The 17,703-nt window shown below is 69.5% G+C and carries 14 protein-coding genes; 10 read left to right on the forward strand and 4 right to left on the reverse strand.

The window, feature by feature from the left end; translation table 11 throughout:
- Positions 1 to 191 precede the first annotated feature (191 nt).
- The 8 genes from pyrR to MLG87_RS06055 all read left to right on the forward strand — a co-directional run bounded on the left by pyrR (position 192) and on the right by MLG87_RS06055 (position 8,255).
- Positions 192 to 764, forward strand: a complete 573-nt coding sequence (gene pyrR / locus MLG87_RS06020) for a bifunctional pyr operon transcriptional regulator/uracil phosphoribosyltransferase PyrR (protein ID WP_279341070.1) — start codon at positions 192 to 194, stop codon at positions 762 to 764.
- The gene (locus tag MLG87_RS06025; protein ID WP_243294289.1) at positions 764 to 1,723 is read left to right on the forward strand and encodes an aspartate carbamoyltransferase catalytic subunit; all 960 of its coding nucleotides are present in this window, start codon (positions 764 to 766) and stop codon (positions 1,721 to 1,723) included. The genes pyrR and MLG87_RS06025 overlap by 1 nt, the downstream gene beginning before the upstream one ends.
- A complete protein-coding gene (locus tag MLG87_RS06030) occupies positions 1,720 to 2,226 on the forward strand; it encodes an ORF6N domain-containing protein (RefSeq protein ID WP_341848575.1) in 507 nt (168 codons plus the stop codon). The genes MLG87_RS06025 and MLG87_RS06030 overlap by 4 nt, the downstream gene beginning before the upstream one ends.
- Before the next feature lie 2 nt (positions 2,227 to 2,228).
- A complete protein-coding gene (locus MLG87_RS06035) occupies positions 2,229 to 2,717 on the forward strand; it encodes an ORF6N domain-containing protein (RefSeq protein WP_243294291.1) in 489 nt (162 codons plus the stop codon).
- A 3-nt stretch (positions 2,718 to 2,720) separates the two neighbouring features.
- Entirely contained in the window at positions 2,721 to 4,256 is a 1,536-nt protein-coding gene (gpmI, locus tag MLG87_RS06040; protein ID WP_243294292.1) for a 2,3-bisphosphoglycerate-independent phosphoglycerate mutase, read from the forward strand.
- Between the two features lie 9 nt (positions 4,257 to 4,265).
- Positions 4,266 to 5,882, forward strand: a complete 1,617-nt coding sequence (locus MLG87_RS06045; RefSeq protein ID WP_243294293.1) for a PAS domain S-box protein — start codon at positions 4,266 to 4,268, stop codon at positions 5,880 to 5,882.
- Positions 5,879 to 6,427 (forward strand): AAA family ATPase, encoded by a 549-nt coding sequence (locus MLG87_RS06050; protein ID WP_243294294.1) that lies wholly within the window; start codon positions 5,879 to 5,881, stop codon positions 6,425 to 6,427. The genes MLG87_RS06045 and MLG87_RS06050 overlap by 4 nt, the downstream gene beginning before the upstream one ends.
- An 82-nt stretch (positions 6,428 to 6,509) precedes the next feature.
- Complete coding sequence (locus MLG87_RS06055; RefSeq protein WP_243294295.1) at positions 6,510 to 8,255, forward strand: acyl-CoA dehydrogenase family protein; 1,746 nt, start codon at positions 6,510 to 6,512, stop codon at positions 8,253 to 8,255.
- Positions 8,256 to 8,270: 15 nt separating this feature from the next.
- Here the strand turns inward: MLG87_RS06055 and MLG87_RS06060 are convergent, their stop codons facing one another.
- Positions 8,271 to 8,963, reverse strand: a complete 693-nt coding sequence (locus tag MLG87_RS06060) for a class I SAM-dependent methyltransferase (RefSeq protein WP_243294296.1) — start codon at positions 8,961 to 8,963, stop codon at positions 8,271 to 8,273.
- 135 nt (positions 8,964 to 9,098) lie between these two features.
- Here MLG87_RS06060 and MLG87_RS06065 point away from each other — a divergent pair, with 135 nt between their 5' ends.
- The gene (locus MLG87_RS06065; RefSeq protein ID WP_243294297.1) at positions 9,099 to 10,883 is read left to right on the forward strand and encodes an acyl-CoA dehydrogenase family protein; all 1,785 of its coding nucleotides are present in this window, start codon (positions 9,099 to 9,101) and stop codon (positions 10,881 to 10,883) included.
- 64 nt (positions 10,884 to 10,947) lie between these two features.
- On the opposite strand, the gene MLG87_RS06070 is transcribed toward MLG87_RS06065, so the two are convergent.
- The 3 genes from MLG87_RS06070 to MLG87_RS06080 form a co-directional block, all read right to left on the reverse strand.
- Entirely contained in the window at positions 10,948 to 12,963 is a 2,016-nt protein-coding gene (locus MLG87_RS06070) for a DUF6600 domain-containing protein (protein WP_243294298.1), read from the reverse strand.
- Between the two features lie 102 nt (positions 12,964 to 13,065).
- On the reverse strand, positions 13,066 to 13,761 hold the full coding sequence (locus MLG87_RS06075) for a hypothetical protein (RefSeq protein WP_243294299.1): 696 nt from the start codon (positions 13,759 to 13,761) through the stop codon (positions 13,066 to 13,068).
- Entirely contained in the window at positions 13,737 to 14,516 is a 780-nt protein-coding gene (locus MLG87_RS06080) for a TatD family hydrolase (protein WP_243294300.1), read from the reverse strand. Before MLG87_RS06080 ends, MLG87_RS06075 begins: the two co-directional genes overlap by 25 nt.
- 74 nt (positions 14,517 to 14,590) lie before the next feature.
- Between MLG87_RS06080 and MLG87_RS06085 the strand changes: the two genes are divergently transcribed.
- Positions 14,591 to 17,647, forward strand: coding sequence for a sensor histidine kinase (locus MLG87_RS06085; RefSeq protein ID WP_243294301.1), 3,057 nt, complete (start codon positions 14,591 to 14,593; stop codon positions 17,645 to 17,647).
- Positions 17,648 to 17,703 lie beyond the last annotated feature (56 nt).

Genomic DNA, 17,703 nt, shown 5'->3' on the forward strand with positions numbered 1-17,703 from the left:
CGCGCGCCGCGCTGGGAGCGCCGGGCGGTGGCCCGCCAGAAAGGCGAGGTGAGCCTAGTGGTTCTACGCGATCCGAGCCTGACGCAGCGGGGTGCTGCCCGCCGCCCCAGCCCGAAGGGACGGCACCAACCGGGCGCTCAGCGGCGTCAGCGCCCTTGAGCAACGAACCACGTTGCCCTGCGGGCTCTTCCTTGCCGAGCATCCCGGTTGGTACCGTCGCGGCACACGGGGGGTCTGGGTCAGGCTGCCTGGACCCCGGCCAGATGGACGCCACCCTCCGGCGGCTGGCTGCGGACCTGCTGGCCCGCCTGCGGCCCGAGGAGGAGGTGGTCCTGCTGGGCATCCGCTCCCGGGGCCTGCCCCTGGCCGAGCGCCTGGCCACCCACCTCCGCGCCGCCACCGGGGCGCCGGTTCCCGTAGGCGCCCTGGACATCACCCTCTACCGGGACGACCTCACGGAGATGGTGGGCAGTCCCATCGTCCGGCCCACGGAGATCCCCTTCACCCTGAAGGAGCGCACGGTGGTGCTGGTGGACGATGTGCTCTACACGGGCCGCACGGTCCGGGCGGCGCTGGACGCCCTGCTGGACCACGGCCGCCCGCGCCGGGTGATGCTGCTGGTGCTGGCCGATCGCAGCGGCCGCGAGCTGCCCATCCAGGCCGATCTGGCGGGCCTGCGGGTGGAGGTGCCGCCGGGCCACCGGGTGGCGGTGCGCCTGAAGGAAATCGATGGTGAAGACGGCGTGACCGTGGAGGCCTGCTGATGACGTCCGAACGCTACGTCTTTCCCCACAAGCACCTGCTGGGCATCGAGCCCCTCAGCCCCCAGGACATCACGGCGATCCTCGACCAGGCCCGGGCCTTCGAGGAGGTCTGCGAGCGTCCCAGCATCAAGATCGTGCCGGCCCTGCGCAAGAAGCTGGTGGTGAACCTCTTCTTCGAGAACAGCACCCGCACCCGCAACAGCTTCGAGATCGCCGAGAAGCGCCTCTCGGCCGAGATCATCAACTTCGACGCGGACACCAGCAGCCTGAACAAGGGCGAGACGCTCATCGACACGGCCATGAACCTGGAGGCCATGCACCCGGACCTCATCGTCATGCGCCACAGCGCCCCCGGGGCCCACGCCCTCCTATCCAGACACATGAAGGCCAGCATCGTGAACGCCGGCGACGGCGCCCACGAACACCCCACCCAGGCCCTTCTGGACGCCTACACCCTGCGCAAGCACTTCGGGAGCCTGGAGGGCCTGCGGGTGGCCATCGTGGGCGACATTCGCAACAGCCGCGTGGTGCGCTCCAACCTCTGGCTGCTCACCCGCATGGGCGCCAAGGTCACCCTGGTGGGACCGCCCACGCTGGTGCCCCAGGAGATGGCCGCCACCTGGCCCGGCATCAAGATCAGCCATGACTTCGACGCCGTGATCCCCGAGCAGGACGCCATCATGATGCTCCGCGCCCAGTTCGAGCGGGGCACCGGCGCCTACATCCCCGGCCAGGGCGAATACAGCCGCTTCTTCCAGCTCAATCCGGCACGCATGAAGCGCGCGAAGAAGGACGTGGTGGTCCTGCACCCGGGCCCCATCAACCGCGGCCTGGAGATCACCAGCGACGTGGCCGACGGCCCCAACAACCTGATCCTCGACCAGGTGACCAACGGTGTGCCCGTCCGCATGGCCGTCCTCTACCTGCTGTCCCATCCCCACGGCGAGCAGGTGCCGTGAGCGCCCTCCCGGCGGAGCGCATCTTCCATTCCATCCACCTGTTCCGAAAGGAGCGGGTCATGCTCGATGCGGACCTGGCGGCCCTCTACGGTGTAGAGACCCGGGCCCTCGTCCAGGCCGTCAAACGCAACGCCAGGCGATTTCCGGCCGACTTCATGTTCCAGCTTGATGCGGAGGAATGGGCCGACTTGAGATCACAAACGGTGATCTCAAGTGCCTGGGGCGGTCGCAGAACGGCTCCCTACGCATTCACCGAACATGGCATTGCCATGCTTTCGAGCGTTCTCAACAGCGACCAGGCCATCGCCGTGAACATCGAGATCATGAGAGCCTTCACGCGCCTCCGGGGCATTCTGGCTTCCCATGCCGATCTCGCCAGAAAGCTCGAAGCCCTGGAACGCAAGTATGATGGCCAGTTCCGGGTGGTATTTGAAGCGATCCGGGACTTGATGGAACCACCCGTCCCAGCCAAGAAGCCCATCGGCTTCCGTCCGAGGAAGTGACCATGGCCGCCCCCGTCGAAATCCTCTCCCGCCTGCTCTGGGTCCGTGATGCCGCGGCCCTGCCGGACCAGGCCCTGGCGGATCAGCTGGGGCTGGAAACCAAGGCCCTCGCCGCCCTGGTGACCACCCACGCCGACCGGTTCCCCGAAAGCCTCGTCTTCCACCTGACCGCCGAGGAGCGCCAGCGCATCCCGGACGCGCCGGTGCTGGCCTTCACCGAGGCCGGGGCCGCCCTGCTGGCGGGGCTGGTGCCCGGCCACGAGCCGGCCCTGCTCAAGCTCCTGCCCGCCTTCGCCGAGGCCCGCCACGTGATCACCGCCCAGGCCGAACTGTCCCTGCGCGTCACGGCCCTGGAGCAGAAGCTGGACACGCTCATCAAGGTCATCCAGGGCGAGGAAGTCGAAGGTGCCCCGAAGCAGCGGCCCATCGGCTTCGTCAACGAAGAAGACCTGCCCCATGGGCTGAAGACCCAGCAGCGCGACAAAAAGTAAGGGATGAAGCCCGCCATGATCCCCGGCCCCATCACCCTCCTCATCCTCGACGGCTTCGGCGATGGGCCGCGGAACGCCTTCGATGCCACCTTCGTGGCGGCCATGCCGCGCTTCAATGAGTTGCGGAAGACCTACGCCACCACCCAGCTCTTCACCAGCGGCGAAGCCGTGGGCCTGCCCGACGGGCAGTTCGGCAACTCGGAAGTGGGGCACATGAACCTGGGTGCCGGCCGGGTGGTCTGGCAGGAGCTCACCCGCATCGACGCCGCCATCCGGCGGGGCACCTTCCGGGAGAATGCGGCCATGGGCGCCCTGCTGGCCAGCCTCAAGGCCTCCGGGAAGCGCCTGCATCTCATGGGTCTGGTGAGCGATGGCGGCGTCCACAGCCACCAGAATCACCTCGTGGCCCTGGCCCAGTGGGCCCAGGCCGAGGGCGTGCCCACCACCATCCACGCCATCACGGACGGCCGCGACACGGGCCAGAAGAGCGCCGACGGCTACCTCCAGTGGCTGACCTTCCAGCTGCGGAACACCCCCCTGGTCACCATCGGCTCGGTCTGCGGACGCTACACGGCCATGGACCGCGACAAGCGCTGGGAGCGCACCGAGCAGGCCTGGAAGCTCTACGTGGACGGCGAGGCCCCCCAGGCCGCGCCGGACGCCCTGACCGCCATCGCCGCCGCCTACGCCCGGGGCGAGACGGACGAGTTCGTGGCCCCCACGAAGCTCACCGACTTCCACCCCATCGCCGACGGCGATGGCGTGCTGTGGTTCAACTTCCGCGCCGACCGGGCCCGCCAGATGTGCCATGCCCTGGTGCATCCAGACTTCAAGGGCTTCGCCCCGCGGCACCGCCCTGCGGTGGAGCTGGTCACCTTCACGGCCTACGACATCGAGCTGGATCCGTACGTGTCCGTGGCCTACCCGCCCCAGAGCCTCGAGCACATCCTGGGCGAGCTTGTCAGCGCGCAGGGTTGGCGCCAGTTCCGCACGGCCGAGACGGAGAAGTACGCCCACGTCACCTACTTCTTCAACGGCGGCCGGGAGGCGCCCTTCGAGGGCGAGGAACGCCGACTGGTGCCCTCCCCCAAGGTGGCCACCTACGACCTGCAGCCGGAGATGAGCCTGCCGGACGTGAGCCAGGGACTCGAGGCCGCCATCCGATCCGGCCAGTACCGGTTCCTGGTCTGCAACCTGGCCAACCCGGACATGATCGGCCACACGGGCGATCTGAAAGCGGCCATCACGGCCTGCGAGGCGGTGGACGCCGCCGTGGGCCGCATCGTGGATGCCACCTTGGCCGCGGGCGGGGCCCTCTTCATCACCGCCGACCACGGCAACTGCGAGTGCATGCGCGACGAAGGCGGCAACCCCCACACCTCGCACACCCTGAATCCGGTCCCCGCGGTCCTCGTGGCCCAGGGTTTCGAGGCCTTTCAGCTCCGCGGCGGCGGTGCCCTCAGCGACGTGGCCCCCACCCTGCTGAAGCTGTTCGGCCTCTCCCAGCCCGAGGTCATGGACGGGAAGAGCCTGTTCTGACGAAACCGCATGACGGATCAGCTGCGTCCTCCCCGGCTCACGCCTCCGACCTTCATCAAGGCCATGGGGGCGCTACTGGGCCTGTTCAACCTGGTGGCCCTGGTCGCCGCAGTATGGCTGCTGACGATGAACCGCCGCCACCAGGTGGAGCGCGCGGAGTCCGCCACCCGGAACCTCGCAGAGGTCCTGGAAGACAATGTGGCGGACACCATCCAGCGCATCGACCTGGCCCTCCAGGCAGTCCGGGATGAGGAGCGCCACGACCCCACCCATCGGCGGCTGGGGCCTCTGGTCCTGACGCAGTTCCGACGGGTGGAGCTGCTCGCCTCCCTCCAGATGGCCGACGCCGAGGGGAGGGTCCTCCACGCGGCTCCGGCCGGGGCCGGACGGAGCGTGGGCGACCAGCCCTTCTTCCTCAGGCTCAAGGCCGGGACCGGCGACGATCTGGTCATCCCGCCGCCCGTGCGGAGCTCCTCGGGCGCCTGGGTCATCGTGCTGGCCCGCCGGGTGGTCCGCGAAGACGGGCAGTTCACGGGCGTCGTCTTCGCCCAGCTCCCCACCGAACAGCTGGCCCGGGCCATGTCCCGGCTGGACGTGGGCCGGCATGGATCGGTCTCCCTGCGGGGCGCGGACCTGAGCCTCCTGGCCCGCTATCCCGACTTCGAAGGCCAGCAGCGGATGACCGGCGAGACCCAGATCCAGGGGGCCTATCTTGAGGCCGTACGAAGCGGGGCCACCACCTACCACTTCTCCGAGCGCTCGATCCTGGATGGCACCCGCCGCATCTACACCCTGCGCCGCACCGACGATCCCCGGTTTTTCATCCTGGTGGGCCTGGCGGAATCGGAGTACCTCCGGATCTGGCGCCACCAAGTCATCTTCGCGGTGGCCTCGGTCCTGGGCCTGGCCGCCCTCACCCTTGCCCTGGGCTGGCAGGCCCGGGCCTCCTGGGTCCGCCAGGTGGCGGACCAGGAGCGCCTGACCGCCCAGGAGGCCCGGTACCGCCTTCTGGCCGAGAATGCCACGGATGTCATCTGGTCCATGGATCCGGACGGCCGCCTCACCTACGTGAGCCCGTCCATCCTCCGCCAGCGCGGCTGGACGCCCGAGGAGTTCATGGCGCTCGCCCCCGAGAACCGGGCCCTCTCCCGAAAGGGCAGCGAGATCTTCCGGGAACGGATGGACAAGGCGCGTCAGCTTCCTCCCGGGTCCCAACCCTTCGAGCAGGACCTGCTCCAGTCAACCGTGACGCGCAAGGATGGCCGGGAGATCCATGTGGAAGCCCAGTGGCGCATCGTCTGGGGCGAGGAGGGCCGCCTGCTCGGCTTCCAGGGCGTCACCCGGGACATCACCGAACGCAAGCGCCTGGAGGTGGAGCGCGAGCGCCTGATCCAGGACCTCACCCACGCACTGGCCGACGTGAAGCAGCTCAGCGGCATGCTGCCCATCTGCAGCAACTGCAAGAAGGTGCGCGACGACCACGGCTACTGGAGCCAGATCGAGACCTACCTGTCCGAGCACACGGAAGCCACCTTCACCCACGGCGTCTGCCCCGACTGCGCCCAGAAGTTCCGGGACGAGATCCAGGCGCGCCGCGCCCAGAGGAAGGAAGGGGACGAGCTTTGAAGATCGCCTTCATCGGCACCCACGGCGTGGGGAAGACCACCCTCTGCTACGAGCTGGCCGCGGCCCTCAAGCGGGACGGCGTCCACGTGGACATCGTGAAGGAGGTGGCGCGCCTCTCCCCGCTGCCCATCAACCAGAAGACCTCGCTCGAGGCCCAGACCTGGATCTTCTTCACGCAGATGGCGGAGGAGATCCGGTCCGGCAGCCAGCATGATGTCGTGGTGTGCGACCGCAGCGTGCTGGACAACTACGCCTACATGATGCTGGCCTTCGGCCGCCAGCTGGCCATCGAGCGCTTCATGCACCACTGGATGAAGAGCTACGACCTGCTCTTCAAGGTGCCCTTCTCCGGCCACCTGGCGGCGGATGGCGTGCGCGACACGGACACGTTCTTCGCCGAGTCCATCGACAAGCTGGTGGACCGGCTCCTGGACGAGCGGAACCTGGTCCACGAGCGCCTGGATCCCAAGGATCGGCCGGGCTGGATCCATCGGGTCAAGGAGGTCGTCCTGAGCCATCCCAAGGGCCAGAAACGGCTGCTTTAGGGAGAATGTGACCCAGGTCCCCCATTCCTGCCTGGAGGGCCCCTGACTCCGGGTAGATGATCAGGAGGTCGGGAGGTCCGTTATGGCCGAGACCAGCATCCTGTCCGTGCGCGGCGGCAGTTTCATGTTCCACCCCGCGGGCACCCTGCCCCAGTTCACCGCCGAGGAGAGCAGCGAGGAGGCCCTCGCCATCGCCGAGGCCGCCCGCGACTTCGTCAGCGGCGAGGTCATGCCGCGCGACGAGGAGATCGACCACCTGGACCTGGAGCTGAACCGCGAGCTGCTGCGCAAGGCCGGTGAGCTGGGCATCCTCGGCATCGAGATTCCCGAGGCCTACGGCGGCCTGGACCTCGACAAGAAGACCGCCCTCCTGGTGCTGGAGGAGATGGCCAAGCAGGCCAGCTTCTCCACCAGCTATGGCGCCCACACCAGCATCGGCACCCTGCCCATCGTCTACTTCGGGAACCACGCGCAGAAGACGAAGTACCTGCCCAGGCTGGCCAGCGGCGAATGGGTCGCGGCCTACGCGCTGACCGAGGCCGGCAGCGGCTCCGACGCGCTCGGCGCCAAGGCCACGGCCGTGCTGGAGGACGGCCACTGGGTGCTGAACGGCACCAAGGCCTGGATCACCAACGCCGGCTTCGCGGATGTCTTCGTGGTGTTCGCCAAGGTCAACGGCACCCACCTCAGCGCCTTCATCGTCGAGAAGACCGATCCCGGCGTGAGCACCGGCGCCGAGGAGAAGAAGCTGGGCATCAAGGGCAGCTCCACCCGCACCGTGATCCTCGACAACTGCCGCATCCCCGAGGACCGGATCCTGGGCGGCAAGGGCAAGGGCGCCCGCATCGCCTTCGGCATCCTGAACGTGGGCCGCTTCAAGCTCGGCGCCAGCTCCGCCGGGGCCGGCAAGCGCGTGCTCGAGTACACGCTGAAATACGCCGGGGAGCGCACCCAGTTCGGCAAGCCGCTCACTGCCTTCGGTCTCATCCAGCAGAAGCTCGCCAACATGGCCGTGCGGATCTTCGTGGGCGAGAGCATGAACTTCCGCACCATCGGCTACCTGGACGAGGCCCTGGCCCGCACCAGCTGGGAGAGCGAGACCGGCGGCGCGGACAAGATGAAGGCCATCGAGGAGTACGCCATGGAGGCGTCCATGGCCAAGGTCTGGGGCAGCGAGGCCCTCTTCGCCACGGCCGACGACGCCCTGCAGACCTTCGGCGGCGCGGGCTTCAGCGCCGAATACCCGGCCGAGAAGATCTACCGCGACTGCCGCATCAACCGCATCTTCGAAGGCACCAACGAGATCAACCGCCTCCTCGTCGCCGGCACCTTCCTCAAGCGCTGCGGCGGCGCGGAGGGGCTGCCCCTGGCCGAGGCCGCGGCGGCGGACCTGGACCTGCCCGCGGATCCCCTCCTGGCCACCGTGGCCCTGGCCAAGGCCCGTGCCCTCAAGGTCATCGCCCGGGCCCAGGCCGAGCAGGGGCCGAAGATCCTCGACAACCAGGAGGCCGCGGCCCACATCGCGAACCTGCTGGTGGAGCTCTACGCCATGGAGTCTGCCGTGGTGCGGGCGGGGAAGATGGCCGCCGCCGGCCACCGCTGGGCCCCCCTGGCCCGGGACCTGGCCGAGGTCTACGCCCAGGAGGCCTGGAACCGCGTCCAGTCCGAAGCCCGCATGCTGGCGGGCGAGCTGGCCTCCGGCGAGACCCTGGACGCCCTCATGGCGGACCTGCTGGCCATGCATGCCCCGGCCCCGGCGCCCCTCTCCGTCCTGCGGAACCGCATCGCCCTGGCCCTCATGGACCAGGGGCGCTACCCCATCGGCTGATCGGCCGGCTGATGGCTACCGGACCCCCGTGTGCAGGGCGGCGATGCCGCCCGTGAGGTTCGTCCAGCCCACCTGCCGGAAGCCCGCGGCCTCCAACTCGGCCGCCAGGGCCCGCTGGTCCGGGAAGCCGCGGATGCTCTCGGGAAGGTAGGTATAGGCGGAGGCGTCGCCGCTGATCCAGGCGCCGACGCGGGGCAGCACTCGCAGGCTGTACCAGTCGTAGAAGGCCTTGAGGCCCGGTACCACCGGCGTGCTGAACTCCAGGATGGTGAGCTGGCCGCCGGGCCTCAGCACCCGCAGGAACTCCGCGTAGGCCAGGGGCCGGGCCTCCACGTTGCGGATGCCGTAGCAGATGGTGATCCCGTCGAAGGTGGCGTCCTTGAAGGGCAGCCGCTGGGCATCCGCGTCGCTGGAGGCCCAGATCCGGTCCGCCAGGCCCTTGCGCCGGAACTTGGCCGGTCCCAGGCGCAGCATGGCGTGGGTGAAGTCCGTGCTCACCACCTCGGCGCCGCGGCGGGCCAGGGCCACGCTGGAATCCCCGGTACCGGCGGCCACGTCCAGGAAGCGCTTCCCCGGCGCGGCCCCGGCACGGCGGGCCATGCGCCACCACCACCAGAAGTCCACGCCGCCGGACAGCACGTGATTCAGGAGGTCGTACTTCCCGGCGATGGCCGAAAACATCTGCTGCACGTGACGGCCTTCCGGCATCCAACCTCCTGGGAACCTCCATTGAACCAGAGAGGGGGCCTACCTGAGGTATCCCAGGCGTTGACCGAGGGTAGAGGCTAGCCAAGAGCCCTGCGGGCCCCCATCGTGGTCCCTACCCCAATCTGGAGGACAGAGATGAGCACCGCCGCTGCAGAGCAGGTCAAGGGAGGCAGTTTCCTGTTGACCCCCATTGGGGCGCTGCCCCAGTTCACCGCCGAGGAGTTCGGCGATGACGCCAAGGAGTTCGCCCGGGCCGCCCGGGACTTCATCGAGGGCGAGGTCATCCCCAAGGACGAGGCCATCGACAAGCTCGACCTCCCCCTCACCATCGAGCTCATGAAGAAGGCCGGCGAGCTGGGCCTACTGGGCCTGGAGATCCCCGAGGCCTACGAAGGCATGGATGTGGACAAGCGCACCGCCATGCTCGTGCTCGAGGAAATGAGCAAGCAGGGCAGCTTCGCGGTGAGCTACAGCGCCAACACCGGCATCGGCACCCTGCCCATCGTCTACTTCGGCACCGAGGCCCAGAAGAAGGCATACCTGCCCAAGCTGGCCACGGGCGAGTGGCTGGCCGCCTATGCGCTGACCGAGGCCGGCAGCGGCTCCGACGCGCTCGGAGCGAAGGCCACGGCCGTGCTGGACGGTGACACCTGGGTGCTGAACGGCACCAAGATGTGGATCACCAACGCCGGCTTCGCCGATGTCTTCGTGATCTTCGCCAAGGTGGACGGCAAGGACTTCAGCGCCTTCATCGTCGAGAAGACGGATCCCGGCGTCAGCACCGGCGCTGAAGAGAAGAAGATGGGCATCAAGGGCAGCTCCACCCGCACCGTCATCCTGGAGAACTGCCGCATTCCCAAGGACCGCCTGCTGGGTGAGATCGGCAAGGGCCACAAGATCGCCTTCGGCATCCTGAACATCGGCCGCTTCAAACTGGGCGTGGGCAGCCAGGGCGGCATGAAGCGCATCCTGGAATACACGATCAAGTACACCGGCGAGCGCCAGCAGTTCGGCAAGCCCATCAACAGCTTCGGCCTCATCCAGCAGAAGCTGGCCGACATGGCCACCAAGATCTTCGTGGCCGAGGCCCTGAACTTCCGCACCATCGGCTACCTGGACGACGCCCTCCACGCCACCAGCTGGGACAGCCCCACGGCCGGCGCCGACAAGATGGCCGCCATCGACGAGTACGCCATCGAGTGCAGCATCTCGAAGGTGTGGGCCAGCGAGGCCCTGTTCAACGTGGCGGACGAGGCCGTGCAGGCCTTCGGCGGCTACGGGTTCAGCGCCGAGTATCCCCCGGAGAAGGCCCAGCGCGACTGCCGCATCAACCGCATCTTCGAGGGCACCAACGAGATCAACCGCCTCCTCATCGCCGGCACGCTGCTCAAGCGCGCCATGAAGGGCGAGCTGCCGCTCATGCAGTTCGGCCAGCAGGTGGCCAAGGAGATCTCCAACCCGATCAAGGCCGAGAGCTTCACGGGCCCCCTGGCCCGCCTGAAGCACGGCGTGGAGCTCAGCAAGCGCCAGTGCATGCTGGCCGCGGGCCTGGCGGTGCAGGTGCTGGGCCAGAAGCTCGTCGACAACCAGGAGGTCATGGCCCGCATGAGCAACATGCTCATGGAGATCTACGCCATGGAGAGCGCCGTGGTGCGCGCCGAGCGCATGGTGGAGTCCGGCCACCGCTGGGCCCAGATCGCCCGCGACATGACCGAACTCTACGTGAACGAGAGCTGGCACAAGGTCCACGGGGACGCCCGCATGCTCTGCGCGGACGTGGTCGAGGGCGAGGCCCTACGCCACGCCCTGGCTGGCGTGAAGGCCTTCACCGAGTTCCACCCCACCAGCAGCGCTCGCCTGCGGGGCCGCATCGCCTCGGAGCTGATCCAGAAGGGCTGCTATCCCGTCGAAGTGATCTGAACCAGCATGACGGCAGACACGGAATGGGCCCCACCGGGGCCCATTCCGCATTCAGGGAGTCGGTTCAGCGTCGGATCTCGCGGCCGCCGCCCCGTCCTTCACCGCCGGAAGGCCGGGAAGGCGCCTGGGTGGGACGGGACTCGGGAGCCGACTCTCGGCGCTCTTCGCGGGGCGGATCGACCCGCGGCGCGGGGCGGGATTCCCGCTCTGCGGGCCGAGGCGAAGGGTCCGGGCGGCGTTCCTCGCGCTCGATCCGTGGCCGCGGTTCCACGGGGCGCTCCCGGGGGGCGGCTTCCGGGCGGCGGTCCGGAGCGGAAGGGCGGGACTCGTAGCCGCGTTCCCGGGGCTGGAATTCCCGAGGCTGGGATTCCCGGGGCTGGGGTTCCTGGCGCCGTTCCTCGACGCGGGACCGGGGCTCCGCAGGGCGTTCCCGCGTGACGGGCTCCTGGCGCCGATCCTCCGTGCGTCCGCGGGGGTCCGCGCCGCGTTCCCTGGGAGCGGGTTCAGCCTTGCGGTCCTGAGTCGCGGGCAGCTCGCGCGCCCGGTCCCTCGGCCGGTCCTCGAAGCCCCGTTCGCGGGGGGAGGCGGCGGGGCGATCGGCGCCCTGCTGAACCCTCCGGCCGCGGTCCTCGAAGGGCACGCGGGTGACGGCCGCTCCCGGAGCCCCAGGGGTGCCGGCGGCGCCGGGCCTGGCTCCGGCCGCGGCGGGGGGGAGTTCCCGACGGATGATGGTCCGGCCGGTGGCGGCCTGGGCCTGGCGCTCATAGGCTGCCAGGCGCTGGCGGTTCACGTCGCGCTGGAAGACCGGCTGGATCTGGGCCGGGTTGCGGAACTCGGTCGGAGACACCACCAGCGGGGACCGCTGCCAGGGCGCCCGGAGGTCGCGGCCGCCGCCCGTCCAGGTGGTGCTGCCGGTGGGGCCGTTGAAGGTCCGGAGGACGTTGGCGTCGGAGTAGATGCGCCCGCGGACGTTCACGACATTGATGTAGTTCACGGACACCACATTCCAGGCGTAGCCGCCGCCCCAGGCGCCATAGCCCCAGTGGCAGGGGGTGTTGTAGTAGCCCAGGGGGGCCCAGCCGTAGTAGCCCGGCGTGTAGTTCCAGGCGACCCAGGCGGGGCTGTAGTAGATGCCGGGGATCCAGAACCAGCCCACGCCGAGGCTCCAGTGCCAGCGGCCGTGGTGGTAGGCCACGTAGGCCCAGGGCTCGTCGGAAACCCAGGTCATGCCGCCGGAGTAGGGCGCCCAGCGGCCGTCGTAGTAGGGGCGCCAGTCCTCGGCCACGCCGGCCGGCTGCCAGACCCAGCCGAACTCGTCGGAGTGGACCCAACGGCCGTGGTCGTCCAGCTCGTCGGCGTAGTAGCGGATCTCCGGGGGCACCCGGTCCCAGCTCTCGCCGCGCCGGATGACCACGGCCCGCTCGCTCCAGCGGTCGAAGTCGTCGCCATCGTAGGTGTTGAAGTCGCGAATGCGGTCCAGGCGGTCCTGGGGGCTGTAGACGGTGAGGCGCTCGCCGGCGGCGATCCGGTTCTCGTCCCGCTCGTTGGCGAAGGAGACGCGGCCGCTGTGGACCTTGAGCCGCACCACTCTGTCACGCTCAGCCTCGATGGTGAAGGAGCCGCTGTCGAAGCAGGTGGCCGTGCCCGAAGGCGTGTCCACCCGGAAGCGCGCATCGGACTGGCCGCCCAGCAACACGCGCATCCGGCCGTAGTCCAGGCGCAGCAGGACCTGCTTCTCGCCCTTCCGGTCGGTGAAGAGGGCCGCGACGGTGAACCGGGTGGCGCCGCCGAAGGCGATGCGGGTGCCATCGCCCAGTTGCAGAACGCCACGACCGCGGCTTTCCACGACATCGCCCTCCCCGACGGGCGTGCCGCGGCTCAGGGTCTCGTCCACGTCGCCCTTGCGGATGCGGACTTCGCCCTCCAGGGCCCGGACCATGGCATAGCGTTCTGGAGCCTCGCCCTGGTAGGTTTCATCGTCCGCCGGGTTCTGATTGGCGGCCTGCGGAGCGGCGCTGAGGAGGGCAGCGGGAAGCAACAGGGCCGCGGCGTAACGGGAATGGGTGAAGGACGCGTTCATGGGACCTCCGCTGGATTGGATGCCGACTCCCATAGGGTCGGTTCCGGGGGCTACTGAGCCAGGGTCGTGCCAGTTTTGAAAACCCGAGGCGCTTCAGTTTTTTCAATCCTTGGGAAAGGGAGCGAGGGCCGTGCCCAGCTTGGGTGCTTCGGCATGGGGTCCCAGGGCGGCCAGCCTCGGCAGCAGGCCCATCCAGGGGATGGACCACTGGCGTGGGGCGCCCTTCTCCACGTCTCCGGCGGCCACCTCGAGGCGATCCGGGAGGAAGCGGATCCGCAGGTCGCGCCCCGGCGGCAGGGGCAGGTGGACCACCCGGGCCGTGGCGGGATGCACCACGGTCAGGAAGCCTTCGCCATCCTCCAGCACCCAGAGCAGGCCCCGCAGGAAGGGGCGGAAATCATCGGCGGCCCAGCGGAGCCCGCCCAGCCCCTGGGTCAGCGGCGAATCCGTGGGAAAGCCCCAGACGCCCCAGGCCGAGGCGAGGGGCACACCGCCATCCCGCCAGGCCCGCAGCGGTCGCCCCGGCAGACCCGCCTGCAGGAGGATCAGGCCCCGGGCGTCACTGACCCGCAGGGTGCCATCCCCGCTCAGGTGCACGGTCATGGGTCCCTGCGAGGCCGCGGGAACGCCCGGCACGTCCGCCGGCGGCGCCCAGGGTTCCGCCTGCCAGGCGAGGGGGGAGGCCTGCTCCCAGGGCAGGCGCGGGTGGCTCTGCGCTCCCTGGGCGGCAGCGGGAGGAAGCTGGGGGGTGGCGGCGGCCAGCGCCGCGCCGATCAGGAAGAGGGCGCCCAGCCGCACAGGGCCTCCAGGTTGCGGGTGGTCAGTTCAGCCAGCTTCAGGGAGGAGATCCCCCGCAGGCCGGCCACGGCCTCGGCGGTGTACCGCACGAAACCCGGCTCGTTCGGCTTGCCCCGGTAGGGGACCGGTGCCAGGAAGGGCGCGTCGGTCTCCACCAAGATGCGGTCCGCCGGGGCCCAGGCCGCCACGTCCCGCACCGCCTCGGCCTTCTTGAATGTGGCGATGCCCGAGAAGCTCAGGTAGAAGCCCAGGTCCAGGGCCCTCGCGGCGAAGGGCCGGTCCTCGCTGAAGCAGTGGATGATGCCCCGGACGGCGTCGGCGCCCTCTTCTTCCAGGATCCTCAACGTGGCCTCGGGGGCGGAACGGGTGTGGATCATGAGGGGCTTCCGAAGCGCCTTCGCCAGGCGGATCTGGGCGCGGAACACCGCCTCCTGCTCGTCCCTCGGACTCAGGTCGTAGTGCCAGTCCAGACCTGTCTCGCCCACGAAGCGCACCGCGGGGTCGGCCGCCAGGACCGCCAGGGCGGGTTCCGTATCCTGAGACCAGGTCTTGGCCTCGTGGGGATGCACGCCCAGGCTGGCCTGGACGCCCGGAACGCGCCGCGCGAGGTCAAGCACCGCGCGGGAATCCTCCAAATCGGTGCCAACGGCGATGAAGCCGGTCACCCCCTCCGCGCGTGCCCGGGCCAGGGTGGCCTCCACCTGGCCCTCGGCCAGGTGGGTTCCCGTGAGATGGCAGTGGGCGTCCACAAGCATGCTTTCATAGTCCCATGCCATCCAAGAATCACGTTGCGCGCTTCCGCGCCGATGATTCCCTTGACCTCGGTTTCATGCGCTCAACACCCCTCGTATTCCTCGCCTGGCTCTGGCTGGGACTGGTCGGAGCCATCCTGCCCCTGGCGGGACAGCAGCCCGCGTTCCGGCGTTTCGGGCTGCGGGATGGCCTGCCGCAGAGCCAGGTGACGGCGCTGATCGAGGACCAGCACGGGTTCCTGTGGGTGGGCACCAACACCGGCGGCGTCGCCCGACTGGGCGCCTCCGGCTTCCGGACCTTCGCGGCGCCGCAGGGACTCAAGGCCCTCTTCGTCTACGCCCTCATGGAATCCCCCTCCGGAAGCATCTGGGTGGGCAGCCAGGAAGGGGTCTCCGAGATCCGCGGCGACCTGGTCCTGAACTACGGCCTCGCCGGAGGAGAAGGCGTCTTCGAGGGCCTGGCCCTCGGCCTGGATGACAGGGATCGCGTCCTCGTGGGCAACCGCCAGGGGCTGTTCCGGCTGGAGGAGGGGAGGTTCCTTCCGGTCCAGCTGCCGGCACCCTGGCCCGGCGGGCCGATCCGGCGCCTGGCCCGGGACCGCGCCAAGGGCATCTGGATCCTCGGCAAGGACGGCGCCGTGGCCCGCTGGGACCCGCAGGGCCTCCGCATGTATTCCCTGTCCCCCAGGCATCCGGGCGGCCGGGTCCGCGACCTCCAGGTGGATGCCCACGGGCAGGCCTGGGTGCTGCTCGACGGCGCGCTGCTCCGCATGGACCGGGGCCGGTGGGTGAACGAGCCGCTGTCCGGTCTTCCCCGCGTTCCCCGCATGGTCAGCCTCCGGTTCAATGCCCAGGGCGAGGGATTCCAGATCTCCCTGGGCGGCGATGGCGTGCTGGTGCGGGAACCCGATGGGCGCACCCGCATCCTCACCTCCGACACCGGCCTTCCCCGGGACCGGATCTTCGTCGCCATGCGCGATCACCGGGGCGTGCTCTGGGTCGGTTCCGACGGCGACGGGCTGGCGGCCCAGGCGCTGCCGGAGCTGCTGACCATCGACAGCTCCAGCGTGATCCTGGGCAAGGATCTGGCCGCAGTCTCGGGCATCCTCGAGCTCGATCCGCAGAGGTACCTCCTCGCTGCCAGTACCGGCGTCTACCTGGTCGAGGATGGCCGCAACATCACCGCCCACTGGACCCAGCGCGAAGGCCTCCCCGCCACGGAGACCTGGGGCATGCTCGCCGATGGCGCGGGCGGCGCCTGGGTGGGCACGGATCGCGGCCTCGCCCGCTGGAGGAACGGCCGGGTGTCGCCCGCCGGCCCGGCGCAGATGTCCAAGGCGGCGGTGCTGACCCTGGTGCGGAGCGGCTCCGGCATCCTGGCGGGCACCGATCAGGGTCTGTTCGAGCTGGATGGCCAGGGGCGCCTGCTGGCCCACCACCGCCTTCCCCCCGAGGCCGGCAACGAGACCGTCTCGAACATCCTGCGCTACCAGGGCCGCCTCCTGCTGGCCACGGGCTACGGGCTGTGGGAGCTGGTCGGCGGGAAGCTCCAGCGGGCCTTCCCGGACGCGCCCTTCGCCAGCTCCACCGTGACCGCCATGGCCATCGATTCCCGGGGCCGGCTCTGGATCGGGACCATGAAGGGCCTGCACCTGTGGCGGGACGACCAGTGGACGACCTTCGGGCTCAACGAGGGCCTGCCGGACGAAGGGATCAATTTCATCGCCGACGTGGGACGCGGGCACATGGCCTTCGGCCACAACAAGGGCGTGACCCTGCTGGAGGGCCGGAACCTCCACCACCTGAGCCGCAGCCAGGGCCTGATCTCCGAGGAGACCAACCACGACGGCTTCCTGCTGGATTCCAAGGGCCGCCTGTGGATCGGCATGATCGGGGGCGTCTGCATCCTGCAGGACGCCCTCGCGTTCCACAACACGCCCCTGCGGCCGCCCACCCTTCTCGACGTGCGGTGGCCCGGGGGCTCCCAGGCGCTTCCCGACGAGGCGACCGTCCCGCCGCGCCCGGATTACCTGGACCTCAGCTTCGACACCGGCGACCCCCTGGTGCCCTCCCAGCTCCACTACCAGGCCTGCCTCCAGGGTGTGGACGACGGCTGGCAGCCCGTGAACCAGGGCCTCACGCTCCAGTACCGGAACCTCCGGGCGGGCCACTACGAGTTCTACCTGCGCGCCTCCAGCGATGGCGTGACCTGGGCCGAGGCGGCGCCGGTCTCCATCGAAGTCCGCCCGGCCTGGTACGAGCGCTGGCTGATGCGCGGGCTGGTCGCCCTGGCCCTGATCGGCCTGCTCGCCTGGGCGCTCTGGTGGCGCGGCCACAGCCTCGCCATGCGCTCCCGCGAGCTCGAGGAGACCATCGAGAACCGGACCCTCATGCTGGACCGGCAGAACCGAGCCCTGGAGCACGCCCACCAGCAGATCAAGCGCAGCCTCGAAAGCCGGCTGAAGCTGCTGGACATGGTCACGCACGACCTCCGCTCGCCCCTCACCACCATCCTCCTCACCCTGGACCGCCTGCGCGAGCTGATCCCCCGTGCCAACCTGAACCTGCTCGACGTGATGGAGCGGGAGGCGAACCGCATCGAGACGCTCCTGCGGAACCTCCTGGACCAGAGCCGCTCGGAGGCGCTGCTGCAGAGCCTCAAGCTGGTGCCCACGGTCCCCGCCGAAGTCACCGAGGGCTTCGAGGATGTGCTGCGGCTGAAGGCCGAGGCCAGGGGCCTCACCTTCCACCTCGAGGTCTCCCCGGATGCGGGGCGGGCGCACATCCTCGCCGATACGGCCACCCTCCACCAGATCCTCCTGAACCTCTTCGAGAACGCCCTCAAGTTCACGCCGTCCGGAGGCGAGGTCGGCGTCAGGTCCTCGGTGGACTGGGAGGCCCGGATCTGGCGCCTCGAGGTCTGGGACACCGGGCGCGGGCTGGATGTCTCGAAGGTCGAGGAGCTGCTCATGCCCTTCCGGCAGACCCAGGCCGGCGATGCCGCCCACGGATGGGGGCTCGGCCTCTTCATCTGCCGCAGCCTCATCGACGCGCACCTGGGGGAGATGAAGATCGACAGCGAACCCGGCCGGGGCGCCCGCTTCATGGTGGAGCTCCCGCTGCAGGAAGCCTGATCCCTGTGACCGAGGGCATAAACCCCAGGCACGTCCGGGCCGTTCCGAGCATCCTG

The organism is Geothrix mesophila, assembly GCF_022808835.1.
Taxonomy (GTDB): domain Bacteria; phylum Acidobacteriota; class Holophagae; order Holophagales; family Holophagaceae; genus Geothrix; species Geothrix paludis.